The following is a 19,455-nucleotide window of genomic DNA, read 5'->3' as shown; positions in this document are numbered from 1 at the left end:
GTACAGGGAGGACTGGCCACCCGGCAGGACTTCGATGCGCTCGACGATGTCGATCGGAATGCCGCTGATGTTGTTGAACGCGTCGCCGCCGTTGTACAGCGCCGGGTAGGACATCATCGGGCGGCCGTTGATCAGGTACTTGGTGTAACCCGGATTCAGGCCGAACATGCCAGCGGCTTCAGCGCCCTGGGTGAACGAAGCGGAGGTCTGGCCACCCTGGATGCCGCCGGTGGTCAGCGAGGACTGCTGCAGCACCTCGGCGACGCTGTTGAAGCCGCGCGACTGGATGGCTTCAGCGCTGATGGTCATGACCGGGGTCTGGGTCTCGACCTGGGTCTGCGGGATCAGCGAGCCGGTGACGGTGATCTTGTCCAGATTGGTGGCCTTGTCCTGGGCCATTGCCGGCGAGGCGGCAACCAGGGCGGAGATCAAGGCGACAGCGAGGGTGTTGCGACGTGCAGAATTGCGAAGGTCTTTCATGTAGTTCCGTTCAGAGAGCAAATACGAGTACGGCACTGCGCATGCGCCATCGTGCGTGCCGTAGATCCAGCAACGCAGCCCAAAACCAGTGCTTAGCGAACGTAACATGAACTTAACAATCTGTGCACGAATCTGTAGCAATCCTGAATTTCAGTCAGCGTACGTCCAGCTAGTATGATGTTGGGTTCTTCTTGTCGATTCACCCGGAGCCCGCAGTGAACAGTTCTTCCCGTCGTCCGCATGCCAGCCAGGTGCAGAAGGGACTGGCGCCGCATGCGCGCATCCGCAACGTGATCGCGGTGGGCTCGGGAAAGGGTGGCGTGGGCAAGTCGACCACGGCGGTCAACCTGGCCGTCGCACTGCAGCAGCTGGGGGCGCGCGTRGGCGTGCTTGATGCCGAYATCTACGGCCCSAGCGTGCCGGCGATGCTCGGCCTGTCCGGTCGCCCGGAAAGCCCGGACAACAAGAGCATCGAGCCGATGCGGGCCTTCGGCGTGGACACCATGTCGATCGGTTATCTGGTCGAGGACGAAACGCCGCTGATCATGCGCGCACCGCGCGCGACGGCGGCGTTGACCCAGCTGTTCGAAGACACGCTGTGGGACGACCTGGACTATCTGCTGATCGATCTGCCGCCGGGCACCGGCGACATCCAGCTGACCCTGGTGCAGAAGATCCCGCTGGCCGGCGCGGTGATCGTCACCACGCCGCAGGACATCGCTACGCTGGATGCGAAGAAGGCGCTGAAGATGTTCGAGAAGGTCGAGGTGCCGGTGCTGGGCGTGGTCGAAAACATGGCCGTGCATACCTGCAGCAACTGCGGGCATGTGGAGCACCTGTTCGGCGAAGGTGGTGGCGAGCGCATGGCGGCGCAGTACGGCGTGCCGCTGCTGGGGTCGCTGCCGCTGCAGATCGGCATCCGCGAGCAGGGCGATGCCGGTACCCCGATCACCGCCGCGCAGCCGGAATCGGCGGCGGCCCAGGCCTACCACCGTGCCGCCCAGCGTCTGGTCGAGGAAGTGGGCAAGCGCCCGCGCGCTTCGATCCCGATCCTGTCCTCGCTGCTGTAAGGGCCCGCTGGGGGCTGCGGCGGCGACGCCCGGCCCCCTGCTAGAATCCTCGCGCCCCCTCGCACCCAGGACAGAGCATGAGCATCAAGAGTGACCGTTGGATCCGCCGGATGTCCGAACAGCACGGCATGATCGAGCCGTATGAGGCCGGGCAGGTCAAGCAGGCCAACGGCGAGCGCATCGTCAGCTACGGCACTTCCAGCTACGGCTACGACGTGCGCTGCTCGCGCGAGTTCAAGGTGTTCACCAACATCAACTCGACGATCGTGGACCCCAAGCATTTCGATCCGGGCAGCTTCGTCGATATCGTCGGTGACGAGTGCATCATTCCGCCGAACAGCTTCGCGCTGGCACGCACGGTCGAGTATTTCCGCATTCCGCGCGACACCCTGGTGGTGTGCCTGGGCAAGAGCACCTATGCGCGCTGCGGCATCATCGTCAACGTGACCCCGCTGGAGCCGGAGTGGGAAGGCCACGTGACCCTGGAATTCAGCAACACCACGCCGCTGCCGGCGCGCATCTACGCCAACGAAGGCGGGCCATGCCCGGCGTTTCCGTTTGTGGGTCCGCGCGCTGCGTTCGCCGGGCATGGCCCGGCGCTACCTTATTTGCCGCGACCGAACAGGATCGCGATGCCTACGGCCACCAAGCCGAGCGGCCACCAGGTCAACAGCAGGCGCGACAGGTTCAGGTTGGTCCAGCCCAGGTTGCTGGCCAGCATGAACAGGCCGATCAGGATCAGCAGGATGGCGGCGACGATATTGAATCGCATCGGGTCGGCACTGGCTCAGGAATGGGCTGGATATCCTAGCCGTTCCTTCCAGTAGGCGACATGCTGGTCCAGCGTGGCCGGCTCATAGCGGTGCGCCGGGCCACTGCCCCAGACCGGTCCCGGCCACGCCGGATCGCCGTCGTGGCGGCCGATCACGTGGAAATGCAGCTGGCGCACGATGTTGCCCAGCGCGCCGATGTTGATCTTCTCCACCCCGTCCGAACCGTGCAGGGCCTTGCAGGCGCGGTTGAGCTCGGTGCGCAGCTTGTCCTGCTGCTCGCCGTCCAGCTCGATCCACTCGGTCACCCCGGCCAGACGCGGCACCAGGACCAGCCAGGGGAATCGTTCGTCGTTCATCAGTCGCACTTGCGACAACGGGCCTTCGGCCACCAGTACGCTATCGGTGGCCAGGCGTGAATCGAGTTCGAAATCGCTCATCCAAGATGCTCCGAGAAGAAGTCCAGGGTGCGTTGCAGCGCCAGGGCGGCGCTGTCTGGATCATACGCATGTCCGACCTCGCGGTTGAAGGCATGGTCGGCCGGATAGACGTAGGTCGCCATCTGCGGCAGCTTCTCACGGTGTGCCTGGATCGCCTCCGGCGGGATGCTCTTGTCCTGCGCGCCGAAGTGGAACATAACGGGGGCCTTCGGCGTCTCGTCCAGGAACTGCACGTTGCGCGCGCCGTAGTAGCTCACCGAGGGCAGGCCCAGGCGCAGCGCGGACAGCAGGGCGACGCTGCCACCCCAGCAGTACCCAACCGTGCCGACCTTGCCGTGCGGGGCCAGCCGGGTTGCCGCGGCGCGGACCACTTCCAGTGCCTTTTCCATGCCCAGCGCGGTAACCCGTTCCAGCCCATCCTTCACGCCCTCGGGGGTGTAGGGCAGGGCATCGGGGTCGGCCTCGGGGCCGTCGACCAGGTCGAAGAACGAGGGGGCCAACACGGCGTAGCCCTGGGCGGCGAAGCGTTCGGCGACGCCGCGGATATGCGGGTTGGCGCCGAAGATCTCCTGCACCACCACCAGCGCGCCGCGGGGTTTGCCCTCGGGCAGTGCCTGCCAGGCGCGGACCGGGCCGTAATGCGTATCCAGGATGATCCATTCGGACATCGGGGTGTACCTCGTTGCAGGGAACAGAACGGTATTGTCGACGTTGTGAGGGTTAGCGCGATGTCAGCGGCTGTGCCGCATCGGGCGGCTATGGTGGGRCTGGCTGTGGTTTCCCAAGGCGGTGCAGGTACCGGTTTCCGTATTGACCGGTGCACACCCGAAGCCTAAGCTTTCAGCCACGATGACATACAAGCCTCCGGCGCGAGCCGGGGGCTTTTTTGTTGTCTGCGCGTTGCCCGAGGGCGACGTGGAAACAGGCGGCTGTGCCGGGCCAACCGCGACGAAGACATCCAGGCCGACCCGAGCCTGACAACCCCGAAACCCAGCCGCCGCAAGGCGGCTTTTTCATTTCCAGGAGATTCAACACCATGTCCATCAATCAAGCCATTTCCGCCCAGGACTCCGCGCTGTACGTGAAGGCCGGCACCGCCCCGACCGCGCCGAACAATCCGGCAGGCTATACCGAAATCGACGGCCTGACCGCCTTCCCGTTTGGCCGCGGCCAAGCCAACACTCTCGACGCCACCAACCTGCGTTCGAAGCAGATGGAGAACATCGCGGGTCTGTCCGGCGGCCAGGCCGTACAGGTGTCCGGCCATCGCTGGCCGGTGGGCAGCTCGGCGGGCCAGGAAATCCTGCGTGACGCCGATCCGGATGCCGACCTGCACTTCCTGATGGTGCTGCCCACCGGCGATGCCGCCACCTTCGTGGCCAAGGTCGCAGCCTTCAACGTCGCCCCAGGTACCAACCAGGTGCTGACCTTCACCGCCGATCTGTTGCCGCGTGATTTCGCCATCGTCACCGCTGCTGCCGGCGGCACCCCGTGATGCTGCTGGGCAAGCAGCAGATCCTGGACGCACAGGAWCGCCGCCACGAAGACATCGCCGTGCCCGAATGGGGCGGCAATGTGCGTGTGGCGATGATGTCGGCCAGCGACCGTGACCGCTGGGAGCAGGAGACCTATGGCGGTGATACGCCCAAGGTGGATGACTTCCGTGCGCGCTTCGTCGGCCTGTGCCTGGTCGATGAAATGGGGGCGCGCCTGTTCTCCGACCATGAGGTGGCCCAGCTGGGCGCGAAATCGGCGGCGGCGCTGGATCGCGTGTTCCGTGTCGCGCAGACGCTCAATGCGCTCGGCGATGCGGCCGTGGGAGAGCTGGAAAAAAACTGATCCGCCGGCCTGAGCGCCGGCTTCAGTTCCGGATCGCGTGGCGGCTGGGCCTCCCGCATCCGGACCACCTGTTGGCGGGAGTGACGTCCCGCCAGCTCTCGGAGATGTACGCGTTCGCACGGCTGGAACCGATGGATCAGCCACTGCAGGGGATGCTTGCGCAGCTGACCAGTGTGCTGGCCCAGGTGCATGGCAACGCGACCACGGCCGAGGACTTCCTGCTGGTGCGGCCGCGCGCCTCGCCGGAGAAGGCTGCCAAGGAACGCTCGCAGCAGCTGCTGGAGATGTTCGGCAGCGCATCGCGCCGCAACGCTGCGCCGTGATCCCAGGCGGGGCAGGGCATGGCTTCTCCGAGGTGTGGCATGCAATCGAACCTGGGGCCCTGCGGGGCCCCTCATCATTCTTGGAGGAACGCATATGGCGTCCACTAACCAGAATCTAGACGTAGTACTGCGGGTCAATACGACGGGCTTCCGTAACGCAATGGCGGAGGCCAGCCGCCTGGCAACGCAGAATCTCAAGACAATGCGGGCGGAGGCCGAGCGGACGGCAGCCGCGCTGGCGCGCGTGCATGCCGCACCTGAAGGCGCGGCGGCAAAGGCAGGGGCAAGCGCAAAAGGCGGGGAAGATGTACTCCGCAGCGGCGTGAAGGAGCTTGGCAACGGCCTGCTGACTGCTGCAGGCGGCCCATGGGGCATCGCCATCGCGTCGGTGCAGAAGCTCGGCGAAGCGTACATGGACATGGTCAAGGCATCCGAACGTGCCCGTGCCGAGTTCAATGAACAGATGCAATCGCTGAAGCTGATGTCGTTCACAATGGATGAAGTCGGCAAGGGTCTGCGGGATCGCAGCATGCCGATGGATGTCGCCGTCGCTTCGCTGCATGAGCAGGCAAAGGCCATGCGCGAGCTCGAAGCGCGCAAGCGCGCGCTGGAGGGGGCCGTCACCCATTGGGAAGGGCGCGTGGCCTATGGCCAGCAGTCGGGGCGGGAGGGCGCCGGCATGAGCGCGGGGGCCGACTACGCAGGGCTGAAGGCCGCGCAGGACGCCTTGAAGGAGTTTGAAGGCAAGACCGATCCGGTGCGGCGCCAGTTCCAGGAGCTGCAGGAACAGATCCGTGGCTCAATGGATCCAGAGCTGTTCAAGAGGGTCCAGGACGCCATCAACAATCTCGACATCCAGACGTTGGTCCAGCTCAAGGCAGAGGTAGGCTTGACGCGCTGGGAGGCACTGCAGGCCGGTTCGGCGATCTCGGGCATGCTCGGTGGCATGCGCGGAGAAGCGTGGCGAGACGAGGTCGAGTGGATCCGTCTAACCCGTGGCGAGTACGCGGCATGGTTGGCTGAACGCGGTGCGGAAATAAATGCCAACGGCGGGCCGGACAAGATGGACCCGGCCCAGCGCGCCGAGTTCAACAGGGACGCCGCACGCAAGAAGGCCGACATCGAACGCAAGGCCCAGTTCCGCGAACAGCAGCAGGCAGCCCAGCAGTCGGTCAGAGGCGTGAATGAACAGGCCGATGCGTACGCAGCACTGATGGATCGCATCGAGAAGCAGATGGCCCAGGACCGAGTGCGCCAGAAGCTGAAAGAGGGGATGACAGAGACGGAAAAGCTGCAAGTCACCCTCCTTGACGAGATGGAGCATGCCGAGAAGAAACTCGGCGAGCAGAAGCAACTGCGGGTGAAGGCCTCGCTGGTTGCAGCGGTGGCCCTGGCCAAGGAGGCGGCAGCTGCTGAAGCGTCGAAGAAGGCCCAGCAGGACCTGCTGAAGCTGCAGCGGGAGCTCCAGCAGGCGGCGCAGGCACAGCAGCGCGGCAACGACCAGGAACTGTTCGGCATCGGCCATGGCGCAGCGAGCGTGGATCGCATGCAACGCCGTTCCGCGCTGGATGAGGACCGCGACAACCGAAAGCGTGCGTTGGACGACGAGTCGCGCAGTGAAGACGGCAAGGTCATCGAATCGGAGCGCTACAGGACCCTGCTGGCCGAGCTCGATGCGTTCCATGAGCAGTCCCTGCAACGCGAGGCCGCGTTCCAGGAGAGCAAGAAGGCATACCAGTCCGATTGGAAGAACGGCGCGATGCGGGCCTTCGAGGACTACGCCGACGCTGCCGCCAACGCTGCCGAGCTGAGCCACGGCGTGTTCAGCAATGCCCTGGGGGGGCTGGAAGAAAGCCTGGTCAAGTTTGCCCAGACCGGCAAGCTGTCCTTCTCCGACCTGGCCGACTCGATCATCGCCGATCTGGCGCGCTTGGCAGCCAAACAGATGGTCAGTGGACTGATCAGGTCGGTCGGGCAGTTGTTCGGGCCGAAGATCACCGGCTTTTCCATCGGCGGTTACACCGGCCCTGGCGGCAAGTACGAACCGGCCGGCATCGTCCACAAGGGTGAAGGTGTACTCAGCCAGGAGGACATGGCGGCACTCGGCGGCCCATCGGCATTCTTTGCTCTGCGCACGTCGCTGCGAACCGGCAACGGCCTGGGCGGCGGCGAAAGCGGAGGCTATGCGCAGGTGCCGATCGCCCGTGCCGGCGAGGGTGGGATGAACGTGGAAATCAACAACTACGGCGAAGGCCGGGTCAACACCCGGGAAGAACGCCAGCGCATGCCGGATGGCAGCGAAGTGAGGCGACTGGTGATCGACATCGTGGGCGACAGCCTCAACGGTGGCGAGCTGGGCGCCATTGGACGGGCCCGATATGGATGGACGGAGGCAGTGGGATGAGCAGTTGGCCAGAGTATGCAGAGATTCGTTTCGCCGACTATGGCGAGGAGATCGTCGCGTCCGAAGAGCGGACCGACATGGAGCGCGGGCCGAGCAAGATGCGCGCGCTCAACAGCCGGGTGATGAAGAATGTGTACGCCTCGGTGCAGTTCCGCAGTGCGGCCGACGCCGAGGCGTTCGAGGAGTGGTACCTGCGCGATGTCGGTCGTGTCGGCTGGTTCACGATGGAGCACCCACGGACCGGGCAGCCGATCAGCGCCCGCTTTCCGCAGGGGATCGGTCGCCTGGTGCCGCTCAACACCCAGTTCCGTTTCTCCAAGCGTGATCTGGTGCTGGAGTACATGCGATGAGCTCGTTCCATGAACGTCGCCAGCGCCTGGCTGATACCCAGGGGCCGCTGATGCTGCTGGAAGTGTCGGCGCCATCGATGCCGGAAGTGCTGCGGATCGTCAACGACAACGTGAACTGGACCAGCAATGGCAGCGAGTTCATCGCCGCGCCATTCGGCTTTCAGCTTCCCGACGACGTCAGCGGGCAGGCTCCGCGTGCGCAGCTGGTGATCGACAATATCGGCCGCGCACTCACCGAAGACCTGGAAGCACTGGCCCCGGGCGAGATGGTGACCGCCCGGTTGATGCTGACCGACCGTGCCAACCCGGATGCCATCGAGGCCGAGTACGACCTGCCGATGACCCAGGTATCGGTCAACACGCGCACGGTCAGCGCCCAGTGCGGCGTCGATTTCCTGATGCGCCAGCAGGCCGTGCTGCTGCACGCCAATCCGTTCACGTTGCCGGGGATCTTCTGATGCGCCTGGTCGACGTCGAGCGATGGGTGGGCATTCCCTATGACGAAGCCGCGTGCGACTGCGCCGACCTGGTGGTGCAGGTGCAGCGGGCGCTGTTCGCCCGTGAAGTGGCGCTGCCCGGACGGCGCCCGCGCGGGCGGCGCGGCTCGGCCGAACTGGGCGCGCTGTCGCGCGCGCAGGCGGTAGCCCGCGAGGGCCCACCGCAGGACGGCGACCTGGTACTGATGATCGAACGCGGACAACACAACCCCGGCCATGCCGGGGTTTTCTTTTTCCTGGCCCACGAGGGCTGGGTTCTGCACAGCAATGAAACGAACGGCTGCAGCGTGCTGCACCGCGTTCGTGACCTGCCCGGATATGGGCTGAGGATCGAGGGATACTACGCATGGAACTGACCCCACAACCGGCGACCGACGGTCGCCTCATCATCACCCCGCATCCGGTGCTGCTGGATGGCCAGCGCAACGTGCCGGTCGACCTGCGCCCGGGCGAAAGCCTGTACGCCTTCCTCATGCGCCATATCGATGGCCTCGATGGGCAGGCCTGGCAGGTCTGCGTGGATGGTATCGATGTCCCGCGTGAGCAGTGGATGCAGGTGCGGCCGCGGCATGGGCAGCTGATCGAAGTCCGCAGCGTGGTCGGCAAAGCGGTGATCCCGTTGGTGGCGATGATCGCGCTGACCTACTTCACCTTCGGCATCGGCACGCTGGTGGCAGGCTCGGCCTGGGGTGCGGGCGCGGTAGCGGGGCTCAGCGCCACCTACGGCACTGCTCTGGCGTCAGCGGTGTACGTGGCCGGCAGCGTGCTGATCAACAAGGTGTTGGGCCCGAAGCCTCCCCGGCCCGGTGGTGGTGGCGTTGCCGATACCGCCTATTCGCTGGCTGCGCCTCGCAACCGCGTGCGCGCCTATGAGCCGCTGGGCCTGCTGTTCGGCTCCACGCGCGTGGCGCCCGATCTGATCAGCCGTCCCTATACGTGGTTCGAGGACGACGAACAGTTCGTCGGYATGACCCTGAGCCCAGGCATCAATGTCGGCCGTGTCGAGGCCCTGCAGAACGGTGAGTCACCGCTGTCCAGCTATGAGGGGGTGCGCACCTGGTTCCGAGGCTTCCCGCAGATGCCGGACGAAGCGATTCCGCTCTACAGCAACGCGGATGTGATCGAAGGCGCTCTGTTGCTGGATACCGGCAGCGACGCCAAGCATGTGGCCAGCCCGTGGGTGGAGCGCACCAGTTCGGCCGAGACGCTGCGCCTGCAGGTGAACGTGGAATTCCGTCTGTGGGACACGACCTCCAAGGGCAAGGACAAGGACAACCGCGAGCAGCTCCAGATCCAGTACCGCCCGGTAGGCACCACCAACTGGCAGTTGTTCGGCAACTACAACCTTGTGGGGCGCACGCAGAAAGCCCGTCGGGTGAGCTACGGTCGCGATGTGGAGCTTGGCCAGTACGACGTGCGTGTGCGCGTGGCTGGACAGAACACCGATGGCAGCGGTGCGCAGGCGAACTTCACCTGGACCACGCTGGTCAGCGTTCAGCGTGACGATGCCAGCCATGCCGGCATTCCCGCGATCGGCCTGCAGATGAAGGCCTCCGGCCAGCTCAACGGCACCCCGGATGAAATCCGCTGCGTGGCCCATTCGCGGCCGATCCCGGTGTGGAAGGGCGATGCGGTTGGCTGGGTGACCGAGGAGACCAGCAACCCGGGCGCGCAGATTCTGGCCTACGTGCGTGGCATCAACGACGAAAATGGCAAGCGCATCGCAGGCCTGGGCATGGCGGATCGACGCATCGACATTGAAAGCCTGAAGGCCTTCATGTTGCATTGCGCAGACAATGCGCTTGGCTATGACTACTGGCTGACAGAAGTACGCAGCCACCAGGCGGTGCTGGATGCCATCGCCCTGGCCGGCTTCGGCCAGGTGACATGGGCAAAGGGCCGCCTGGGCGTGGCATGGGCCGCCGACGAGCAGCCGCTCTCCGGCGTCGTCAACATGGCGACGATCAAGAAGGGCCAGTTCCAGGTCGACTACACCCTGGCCAATGCCGCCGACGGCATCGAGTACAGCTATCTGGACCGCCGCACCTGGAAGGCGGCGACGCTACGCGTGCCGGCACCGGGTGTGGAAGTGATGCTCAACCCGGCCAAGATCACCGGCGAGGGCGTCAGCACCGAAGCCCACGCCGCGATGCTGGCGCGTTGGCATCTGGCGCAGAGCGTCTACCAGTACAAGTCGATCAGCTACAGCACCGACATCGAGCACCTGGCCTACTCGCGGTTGTCCGTGCTGGCGTTGCAGCACGACCTGACCCAGTGGGGCTTCGGTGGCCGCCTGATCGGCGCCACGGTCGATGCCGAAGGTGTGACCACGCTGCAGTTGGACGAGCCGGTGCCGCCGCCCGCGGTGGGCAGTGCGTTCATTGGCCTGCGCGTCCCGGGCGAGCGCGTCTACCGCGTACTGCGCGTGGTACCTGGCAGCGAGCCGAGCGACACCCTGGTGTTGGCGGACCCGTGGCCGGCCGACGCGTCGCTGCCTGGCAGCAGCGAGACCAATCCTGCGCACGACACCATCTGGATCTATGATTTCAAACAGACGCCGGGTACACGCGTGCGCGTGACCGGCATCCGTCCGGAGGGCGACCTCAAGGGTGCGTCAGTGGACGTGGTGCAGGAAGGGCCTGCGTTCTGGCACTACGTGCGCACCGGCCAGTACGTACCGCCGTCGAACGAATCGTCGCTGCAGACCCGCCCCATCGCCAGCAACCTGAAAGTGATCGAACGGCAGGTCAGTCAGGGCGGCAGCGTCCATACCGAACTGCAGGCCAGCTTCGACATCAGCGGGCCGGTGGGTGACACGCTGGTGTTGTCCGATCCAGACGGCAATGCCGCTTTGGAGGAAGTCGCACGTACCACGACGCGCTCGGCAAGCTGGTCGATCCCCGGCGCGGGTACCTATCCCATCGTCGTGCGTCCGTACAGTCCGGAGGGACGCGCCGGCGTGGCGGTGTCTGCCCAATACACGACGTTGGGCGCTGACGCGCCGCCTGTCCTGGTCGACCTGTTCGACATCGAGGAGCTCAGTGGCGGCGTGCGTCGCTACGTATGGGGCTTCTTCAGCGATACGGTGCAGTCGGCCGACTTCGCTGGTGTGGAGATCCGCTACACCGCGGGCAGCATCGACAACCCGCTTTGGGAGCAGATGACCCCGCTCGGCGATGCAGGTGGCTTCTTCACTGCTGCGATCGAAGCGGTGCTGCCGGCGTCGGGCAGTTGGACCTTTGCCTGCCGCAGTCGCAACACCTCGGGTGTACTCTCGACGGCCGCCCGCTACCTGCGACGTTCGCTCGGCCGCAACGTCGGGCAGACGCTGGAGGGGATCGGTGGCGTGGTGGAGTCGGTCAAGCAGGATCTGGGCAAGGAAATCACTGCCCGCATCGACAACGACCTGGCCAATGCCACCCAGGCGGCCGAAGCACTGCGCAGCGAATCGCTGCGCCTGCAGGAACAGATCACGGCCGGGGCCGAACGGCTTGCCGGGCAGGCCGAAAGGCTCGACCAGCAGGCGCTGGCGATCAAGGCAGGCACCGATGGCCTGGCGCGCGAAGTGCTGGACCGCGCTGCAGGTGATCTGAATACCCGCACCGAGCTGACCACGGCGGTGACCCGCGAAACCAGCGAGCGCCGGTCGGATGTCGAGAATCTCACGCGGATGGTGAGCCAGCTGTCGGCAGGCAGTGGTGTGCAGTTCGACAGCAAGCGCATCTGGTACTTCGACAACAGCGTGGAAGGTTGGGGCGCGAACGGCGGCAGTCCAACGTTGGTGGATGGCTGGTTGCGTCCGGCCAACCATGCCAGCGATGCCTTCGTGGCCAGCCCGCGCGGCCAGGACGTCCAGGGCGCGGCGCACCGCTTCGTCAAGCTGCGTATCCGCAAAGTGGGTAGTCCTGCCTGGGACGGCCGGCTGCTGTGGAACGGCCCCGGCCAGTCGTGGGACAACGCTCGCATGGTGCAGTTCGCAGAGCCGGGCTATGACAGCAATGGCATCGCGACGCTGGATGTGGACAACATTCCGTGGAACGGTACCGTGGTCGACCAGATCCGCCTGGATCTGTCCAAGGCGCAGACCGATGCCCACTACTTCCTGCTGGACTGGGTGGCGATCGGCCGACCGACACCGGGCGCGTCGGTGGCCATGCTGCAGGACGAAGCCAGTGCACGCATCGCGGCCGATTCCAGCGAGGCCAGCCGTCGAGAGACGCTCGGCGTGCAACTGCGAGGCAGTTACGAAGGAAGCGATCTGGCGGGCGTCAGCCAGGGCCTGATCGCGGCGGAGAAGTCCGCGCGGCTCAGCGGCGACCAGGTCAACGCACAATCGATCCAGGCACTGCAGGCACGCATGCCAGCAGGTACCGGCGCGCTGGCGACCAATGCCAGCGTCAGCAGCCTGCAGCAGGCAATGGTCACCGCCGATACCGCGCTGGGGAGGCGTGTGGACAGCCTGGACGCTACGATGGGCGACAAGGTTGGCTCCAGTGCCTTCAATGCGCTGAAGACGGAAGTGGGGCAACTCGATGGCAAGGTCACCACCAGCAGCCAGGACCTGGTCCAGCTGAAGAGCCGCATGGAGGCGGTGATGGGCGCAGGCAGCAACCTGGCGCTCAATGGTGACTTCAACCTGGCCTCCGAAGGTTGGACATTCTTCAATACGACGGCTGCGTCGGTGGTGCGCGAGGGGCGTGGCAACACCCTGTGCTGGAAAGCCGCGCCCTATGCAGGGGGCAGCAACGCGGTGGTCAGCGCGGCGGTCAACGAAGGGCGTGTCATCGCTCTGACCGCTGGCCGCCGCTATCGCGTTTCCTGCTGGACGCGGACCAGCGAGGACTTCGACGGCACGGCCGACAATACCAAGCTGCGTATTGGCGACCAGAACGGCAACCTGATGGCGGCTGCGACAGCGTCGTTCCCCAGGTCCGTGGATTGGGTGAAGACCGAGACCTTCGTGAACCTGCCGTCCTCCGGCACGGTGCAGGGCATCAAGGTCACGATCAATCGCAACGGCACGGCCGGCACGCTGTGGCTGGATGACCTGTGGGTGGAGGAAGTGACTGACGCCGATGYGAATGCCTCGGCGATCACGGGTCTGTCGACCAAGGTGGAGCAGATCGATGGCAGGCTGACGACCGCTGCCGAGGATGTGACACGCCTGGCGTCCGGTATCGGCAACATGGTGGCTTACAACATCATTGCCAATGCGCACATCAACGCCTGGCCCACCGGCGGTCCGCGGGCATCGGGTGTGTATCGCGCCAACGGCAGCATCGTGGCCGGCATGGGCGCCAACCGCGGCCTGCGGGTAGGGGTGATCAATGCGGACAACAGCATCAGCAGTACCGCCGTATTCGACACGTACGGCAATCTGCAAGCTGAATCGGCCCGTTTCAACTCCTGGTACGACGAAACCCTGAAGGACAACCAGTACTTCATCGCCTATACGTCGGACGCGGTGGGGGCGATCAGCAGCGGCACCAACGCCGACACCATCGGCCTGCGCACCCGCCTGCTTGATGCCGGTCTTTCGCAGGAGAACCTTGCGGCGCTTTCCGGCGGACGGATGCTGGTGATGGTCGGGCGCAGGAAGAGTGGCGCCGGTGGCGGCAGGCAGATCCTGTCTCCGCCCCCGCTGGATGCCAGCCGCGTTGGCCTATGGGTGGAAATGACCATCACCCTGCTCAATGGTGTACCGACCGGATCGCAGGACTCGTCGGCGCTGGATCGTGCGTCGCGGGCCAATGCCGAAGCGCTGACCGGGCTGCGCACCGACGTGGGCAAGCTCGGTACCGACCTGGCATCTGCGGCAGACAGCATCACCAGCCTGGGTGCACGGATCGATACCTCCGTGGTGAGCAATGACAACCTGCTGCGCAACAGCACCTTCGCCGGCAGTGCCGCGTGGTGGACGTTGACCCGCACGCTGCCGGCAAACACCGTGGAATGGGTTAAGGCCTCTGGCCAAGGCGGCGATGCGTTGTTGATGACGCACGGCCCGCAGGCCGGCCAGAACCCGGTAATCACAGCCAATGACTCCCGGTGGCTGCCGGTGGCTGCCGGCAAGTCACGCCGGTACCGGATGGTGATGATCGCCCGCGCCTTTGATGGCGCAACGGCGACGCTGGTATGCCGCCTGAGGGTGCGCACCACGGGTGTTGGCGAAAGCCATGCGGACGTGACACTGAACCTGACCGACGGTGCCTGGAGAACCTACACAGCGGAGTGGTCGGCTGGGCTGGATCGCAATGAAGTGATGCCGCAGGTGCACCTGACCAATGCGAATGGCAAGGTGTTGTTCGACCGCGTCGAGCTCTATGACATCACCGATGCACAGGACATCGCAGGTAATGCCACGGCGATCTCCAACCTGCGCACCGACGTGGTGCAGCTTGGCGACCGCATCACCAGCAGTGCGGCCAATGTGGTCAAGCTGCAGTCGGATGTGCAGTCGGTTCTCAACGGAAGCGACAGCCTGTTCCCGCTGGGGGCGTTCGAAACCTTCCAGGACGGCCAACTGCTGGGTAGTGCGGCGGGCACGATCTACACCGCCCGCACCGATGCGCGCCGGACCGGTGAGCGTGGCCTGGATGTGAATGTCGCAGCCAACACCAGCCCGAACACGAATGCGGACATGTACGTTGGCCAGTGGACCCCAATCACCGGCAATCGTCGCATCTACGTGGAGTACTACGCGCGCCTGCATCCGGACAGCATCCAGCCGACCGGAGGCTCCATCAGGGTGGGCTGGCAGACCAYGAACGAAGCCAACGCGGAAAGCTCGTGGCCATTGCAGGCCTACGCCCTTGCCTCCCTGCGCAAGGATGGGTGGACCAAGGTCAGCGGCTACATGAATACGGCGGTCTCTGCCGCGAAGTGGCGGATGCTCGTCAGCATCCCGGGTGGAAACGGCACACGGGAAGTGGGGGTGCGCGTCCAGGTTGATGACATCCGCATGATCGATGTCACCGATGCCTACGCTGCCCAGCAGAGCGCCGCTGCCAACGCAACGGCGGTGACTGCGCTGACCACGAAGGTGGATCAGCAGGGGGCGAAGGTCGATGCGCAGGCACAGCAGCTCACCGACCTGTCCAGCGGGCTGAAGGGCGTACTCAACACCGGCAGCGGTCTGCTGCCCAATCCCGATTTCGCAGAGGGCCTGGGAGGCTGGACCGCATCGGCAGCCGCCAACGGTGCAGTGTGGAGCACGGTCAATGGCGACGGCCGTCCGGGCGTGCTGCTCAATCGATATACCAGTGTGAATCCAACACTGCAGCCCAATGGCGGCAAGTGGGTGCCAATCAATGGTGCACGTCGATTGCGCGTGGTCGTACGTGCCTGTGGCGCAGGTGGGGCGAACAACCTGATGGTGCGGATGTATCGCAGGAGCGTCGCCGGGCAGCAGTCCAACCAGGACCTGCGTGCCGTGTTCGCTGTGGAGGCATTCGAGACCCGCACGTTTGATTTCGATGCGTTCAACAGCGGCATCGATGCGTGGCGGCTGAATGTGTACGCCTATCCGGACAACGGCCAGGTACGCGTGGACAGCGTGCAGGTGTACGACATCACCGATCAGTTGGCCAATGATGCCAATGCCTCGGCGATCAGCGGGCTCAGCACGTCCGTTGCGCAGCAGGGCAGCAAGCTGGACACCACCGCACGTGACCTGACCCAGCTCAAGACCCAGGTGGGGGATGTATCGGCCAGCGGCTTCTCGCAGCTGAAAAGCCAAGTGAGCCAGCAGGGAACGCAGATGACGGCGCTGTCCGGGCGCGTGGATGGCGTGCAGGCATCGTTGGGCGGCAAGGCGGATGCGGCGGTGGTTACCAGCATGCAGGCGCAGGTCAAGAACCTCGGATCGGGCGGCAACCTGCTGATGAACACCACCTTCCCGTTCTGGCAGCGCTCGGGTTGGGGCTGGGGAAGCAATCCCGGCGCACGCTGGTCCGAGCTGGGCAATCCCACCGGTGATGACAATTGGCATCCGAAGGGCATATTCGGGCTCGGATCTGTCACGGGTGGTGTTCTGGCCGCTGGTGCGATGGCTTGGTGGGGTACCGAGTACGACATCGCCATCGAGGGTGGCAAGACGTACTGCGCCTCTGCATGGATCAATGCCCATCGAGTGGAGGTCAAGCTGGAGCTGACGTTCTTCGATGCGTCCGGTAACCACCTTGGGCTTGTACACAGTCCGGGCGTCCGCAACAACACGGGAATCCCAATCACGCTGGACAGGGTGTCGCGGCCATTCCTGATAACGCAGGCGCCCGCTAATACGGCATCCGCGCGCTTCCGCGTCATCGTGATCGGTACCGGTGAGGACACGCCTTATTTCTGGATGTTCCGCCCGATGCTCAGCCAGGTGGATGCGGCAGCAACCACGCCGCCGACCTGGTCGGCCGGTGGCACCGAGTCATCCGCGCAGTGGTCGGTCAATGTCCGCGCCGACGGCAGGGTGGGGGGCGTGCAGCTGGCCTCCAATGGACAGGTCTCGCGCTTCGACGTGGTGGCCGATGCGTTCAGCGTCAGCGCACCGGGCGGCGGCCGGCGTACCGAGTACAGCGACGGCAACTGGCGTGTCTTCGACGAGGCCGGACGCCTGCGCGTGCGTATGGGTGTGTGGTGACACGGTGCCTGCCGTCCCCGGCAGGTGCCGCGGGTTTCAACCGTATCGGCCGCCGGTGAAAGCGGCCGCTTTTTTTCCTGGAGTTCTCATGAAATTCAATGCCCGACTTGTCCTGCTTACCCGCGCCGTGGAGCAGCCCGGCGTGGTCAACCTGCACTTCCGTGCGGAGGGGGAGGCGGTTCTGCCGCAGATGGTGATTCCGGTAGCGCCGGYCGATGCCTATGCCCTGAAGTTCGGCGCTCTATACCGGTTCGAGCCGGTGGAAGTGGACGAATTGCCCGTCGCCTTGCCCTGAAAGCTCGGCCTGGGGCGGAGAAGGGACTGTCGCGGCAGTTCAGGGACCGTGGCCCAACCCCGGTATACTGGCGCCCTTTCAGGCCCCGGCCCCCAGGTCCCCCTGCCATGCCGGCAGGGGCCCAGGCCCCCAGAGTCCCGCGATTCCATGTCCCAGCTGAACCCCAAAGTCGGCTTCGTCAGCCTTGGCTGCCCGAAGGCCCTCGTCGATTCCGAGCGCATCCTCACCCAGCTGCGCTCGGAAGGCTACGACATCGTCCCGTCCTATGATTCGGCCGACGTGGTGGTGGTCAACACCTGTGGCTTCATCGATTCGGCGGTGACCGAATCGCTGGATGCCATCGGCGAGGCGATGAACCAGAACGGCAAGGTCATCGTCACCGGCTGTCTGGGCAAGCGCCCGGAGCAGATCCGCGAGGCGTACCCGAACGTGCTGGCGGTGTCCGGGCCGCAGGATTACCAGAGCGTGATGGAAGCAGTGCATGCGGCGCTGCCGCCCAAGCACGACCCGTTCGTGGATCTGGTGCCGGACTACGGCATCAAGCTGACCCCGCGCCACTACGCATACCTGAAGATTTCCGAAGGCTGCAACCACCACTGCAGCTTCTGCATCATTCCGTCGATGCGCGGCAAGCTGGTCTCGCGTCCCGTGGACGAGGTGCTGCGCGAAGCCGAGCGCCTGGTGCGCGGCGGTGTGCGCGAACTGCTGGTGGTTTCGCAGGACACCTCTGCCTACGGCGTGGATGTGAAGTACGCCGAGAAGATGTGGCGCGACAAGGCCTACCAGACCCGCCTGAAGGCGCTGTGCGAAGGCCTGTCCGAACTGGATGCGTGGGTGCGCATGCACTACGTCTATCCGTATCCGCACGTCGATGACGTGGTGCCGCTGATGGCCGAGAACCGGATCCTGCCGTATCTGGACATCCCGTTCCAGCACGCCAGCCCGCGCATCCTGCGCCTGATGAAGCGCCCCGGCGCGGTCGAGAAGACCCTGGAGCGGGTGCAGAACTGGCGCCGCATCGCACCGGACATCACCGTGCGTTCGACCTTCATCGTCGGTTTCCCGGGCGAGACCGAGGCCGAGTTCGAAGAGCTGCTGTCCTTCCTGGACGAAGCGCAGCTGGACCGCGTCGGTGCGTTCGCCTACTCACCGGTGGAGGGCGCTACGGCCAACAACCTGCCGGACCCGGTGCCGGAAGAAGTGAAGCAGGAACGACTGGCGCGCTTCATGGAGAACCAGGCGCAGATTTCGGCTTCGCGTCTGGAAGCCAAGATCGGCACGGTGCAGCAATGCCTGGTCGATGCCATCGAAGGCGATATCGCGGTGGCCCGTTCCAAGGCCGATGCGCCGGAGATCGACGGCCTGGTGCATATCCAGAACGCAGACCAGGTGGCGTTGCGCGTGGGTGAGTTCGTCGACGTGGAAATCACCGAGAGCGACGAGCACGATCTCTACGGCGACGCACTGCCGCCGACCACGCGCCCGGCATTCGACCTCAAGGTGCTGTGACCGGGGCGGAGGCTGCTGATGGCGGCCCCCGCCGCTTCGTGCCGCCGCTGCGTGCGGCGGTGGACAGGGCTGCCTTCGATCATCCGCTGTTTGCCGGTATCGCCGGGTTCGGTGATCTGCTGACGGCAGCGGACTGGCCACGCGTGGTCGATCTGGACGCGCGCCTGGCGCTGCCGGGCAAGCGCGTTGTTGAACAGGATGCGGCGTTGCTGGCCGACGGCCTGCACTACGAAACGCGCATTGCCGAAGGGCGCATCGCAACCCGCGCGGGCAACTGGCACGACCTGTTCAACGCCCTGGTCTGGGCACGCTACCTGCCGATCAAGTGCGCACTCAACGCGCAGCAATGCCGGCACATCGAGGGCATGGCCGCAGGACAGCGCAACCGCGCGCAGGCCGCGCTGACCCAGTTCGATGAAACCGGCGTGGTGGTACGCGTGCGCGACCCGGCATTGCTTGCAGCCTGGGATGCTCACCAGTGGCGCGTGCTGTTCCAGCCGATCCATTGGCAGTCAGGACGGATCGCCATCGCCGCGGTATTCGGTCATGCCTTGATGGAACAGGCGCTGCTGCCGGGCCGGCTGCTGGTCGGCAAATGCGTGGTGCTGCAGGGCGATGACGATGCGGGCTGCATCGACACGGTCGCGCGCGCCATCGAGGAGGGCAGGGTGCTGCTCGATCCCTTGGAACTGCGTCCGCTGCCATTGGCGGGTATTCCCGGCTGGCACACCGACCAGGCGCCAGCCTTTTACGCGAACGACGATTACTTCCGTCCGCTGCGCGAAGGGCGCCGCTATCCGCCGCCGCTTCTGTAGAACCGGGCCCATGCCCGGCTGAGCGCCGCTG

At 65.3% G+C, this 19,455-nt stretch carries 16 protein-coding genes and 1 pseudogene; 13 read left to right on the top strand and 4 right to left on the bottom strand.

The window, feature by feature from the left end; all coding sequences use genetic code 11:
• A partial coding sequence (locus AC1DJN_RS09625; protein WP_478039139.1) for a TonB-dependent receptor plug domain-containing protein occupies positions 1-480 on the bottom strand: 480 nt, incomplete at its 3' end.
• 215 nt (positions 481-695) lie between these two features.
• Between AC1DJN_RS09625 and apbC the strand changes: the two genes are divergently transcribed.
• Positions 696-1,550 (top strand): iron-sulfur cluster carrier protein ApbC, encoded by an 855-nt coding sequence (apbC, locus tag AC1DJN_RS09620; RefSeq protein WP_025876115.1) that lies wholly within the window; start codon positions 696-698, stop codon positions 1,548-1,550.
• 77 nt (positions 1,551-1,627) lie between these two features.
• A pseudogene (gene dcd / locus AC1DJN_RS09615) lies at positions 1,628-2,086 on the top strand (dCTP deaminase); the annotation flags it as partial.
• A 68-nt stretch (positions 2,087-2,154) separates the two neighbouring features.
• Here dcd and AC1DJN_RS09610 read toward each other — a convergent pair.
• Genes AC1DJN_RS09610 through AC1DJN_RS09600 form a run of 3 tightly spaced genes read right to left on the bottom strand, consistent with a single transcriptional unit; the run spans position 2,155 to position 3,428 of the window.
• On the bottom strand, positions 2,155-2,322 hold the full coding sequence (locus AC1DJN_RS09610) for a LiaI-LiaF-like domain-containing protein (RefSeq protein ID WP_025876120.1): 168 nt from the start codon (positions 2,320-2,322) through the stop codon (positions 2,155-2,157).
• A 15-nt stretch (positions 2,323-2,337) separates the two neighbouring features.
• Positions 2,338-2,760 (bottom strand): HIT domain-containing protein, encoded by a 423-nt coding sequence (locus AC1DJN_RS09605; RefSeq protein ID WP_442252205.1) that lies wholly within the window; start codon positions 2,758-2,760, stop codon positions 2,338-2,340.
• Positions 2,757-3,428: a dienelactone hydrolase family protein gene (locus tag AC1DJN_RS09600; RefSeq protein ID WP_313115113.1), complete on the bottom strand. Its 672-nt coding sequence runs from the start codon at positions 3,426-3,428 to the stop codon at positions 2,757-2,759. The genes AC1DJN_RS09605 and AC1DJN_RS09600 overlap by 4 nt, the downstream gene beginning before the upstream one ends.
• Positions 3,429-3,796: 368 nt before the next feature.
• Here AC1DJN_RS09600 and AC1DJN_RS09595 point away from each other — a divergent pair, with 368 nt between their 5' ends.
• The 11 genes from AC1DJN_RS09595 (at position 3,797) to AC1DJN_RS09545 (ending at position 19,424) form a co-directional block, all read left to right on the top strand.
• On the top strand, positions 3,797-4,255 hold the full coding sequence (locus AC1DJN_RS09595) for a hypothetical protein (RefSeq protein ID WP_032975030.1): 459 nt from the start codon (positions 3,797-3,799) through the stop codon (positions 4,253-4,255).
• On the top strand, positions 4,255-4,599 hold the full coding sequence (locus tag AC1DJN_RS09590; protein WP_478039140.1) for a hypothetical protein: 345 nt from the start codon (positions 4,255-4,257) through the stop codon (positions 4,597-4,599). The genes AC1DJN_RS09595 and AC1DJN_RS09590 overlap by 1 nt, the downstream gene beginning before the upstream one ends.
• An 80-nt stretch (positions 4,600-4,679) precedes the next feature.
• Positions 4,680-4,922, top strand: a complete 243-nt coding sequence (locus AC1DJN_RS09585; RefSeq protein WP_235189890.1) for a phage tail assembly protein T — start codon at positions 4,680-4,682, stop codon at positions 4,920-4,922.
• Between the two features lie 322 nt (positions 4,923-5,244).
• Positions 5,245-7,326, top strand: coding sequence for a phage tail tape measure protein (locus AC1DJN_RS09580; RefSeq protein WP_478036466.1), 2,082 nt, complete (start codon positions 5,245-5,247; stop codon positions 7,324-7,326).
• Positions 7,323-7,676 carry a hypothetical protein gene (locus AC1DJN_RS09575; RefSeq protein ID WP_032975026.1) on the top strand — a complete coding sequence of 118 codons (354 nt, stop codon included), beginning with the start codon at positions 7,323-7,325 and terminating at the stop codon, positions 7,674-7,676. Before AC1DJN_RS09580 ends, AC1DJN_RS09575 begins: the two co-directional genes overlap by 4 nt.
• Positions 7,673-8,134: a DUF1833 family protein gene (locus AC1DJN_RS09570; protein WP_032975025.1), complete on the top strand. Its 462-nt coding sequence runs from the start codon at positions 7,673-7,675 to the stop codon at positions 8,132-8,134. The genes AC1DJN_RS09575 and AC1DJN_RS09570 overlap by 4 nt, the downstream gene beginning before the upstream one ends.
• A complete protein-coding gene (locus AC1DJN_RS09565; RefSeq protein ID WP_032975023.1) occupies positions 8,134-8,529 on the top strand; it encodes a hypothetical protein in 396 nt (131 codons plus the stop codon). The genes AC1DJN_RS09570 and AC1DJN_RS09565 overlap by 1 nt, the downstream gene beginning before the upstream one ends.
• Positions 8,520-16,805 (top strand): host specificity factor TipJ family phage tail protein, encoded by an 8,286-nt coding sequence (locus AC1DJN_RS09560; protein WP_478039138.1) that lies wholly within the window; start codon positions 8,520-8,522, stop codon positions 16,803-16,805. Before AC1DJN_RS09565 ends, AC1DJN_RS09560 begins: the two co-directional genes overlap by 10 nt.
• Positions 16,806-16,893: 88 nt before the next feature.
• Positions 16,894-17,100 (top strand): hypothetical protein, encoded by a 207-nt coding sequence (locus tag AC1DJN_RS09555; protein ID WP_478039137.1) that lies wholly within the window; start codon positions 16,894-16,896, stop codon positions 17,098-17,100.
• A gap of 147 nt (positions 17,101-17,247) precedes the next feature.
• On the top strand, positions 17,248-18,609 hold the full coding sequence (gene rimO / locus AC1DJN_RS09550; protein WP_442252203.1) for a 30S ribosomal protein S12 methylthiotransferase RimO: 1,362 nt from the start codon (positions 17,248-17,250) through the stop codon (positions 18,607-18,609).
• Entirely contained in the window at positions 18,606-19,424 is an 819-nt protein-coding gene (locus AC1DJN_RS09545; protein ID WP_032975019.1) for a DUF3025 domain-containing protein, read from the top strand. The genes rimO and AC1DJN_RS09545 overlap by 4 nt, the downstream gene beginning before the upstream one ends.
• Positions 19,425-19,455: the final 31 nt, after the last annotated feature.

The sequence above is a fragment of the Stenotrophomonas sp. 05L414_2 genome (assembly GCF_056397905.1).
Note: the sequence above shows the minus strand (reverse complement) of the source record. Positions and strands in the feature narration are given on the sequence as shown.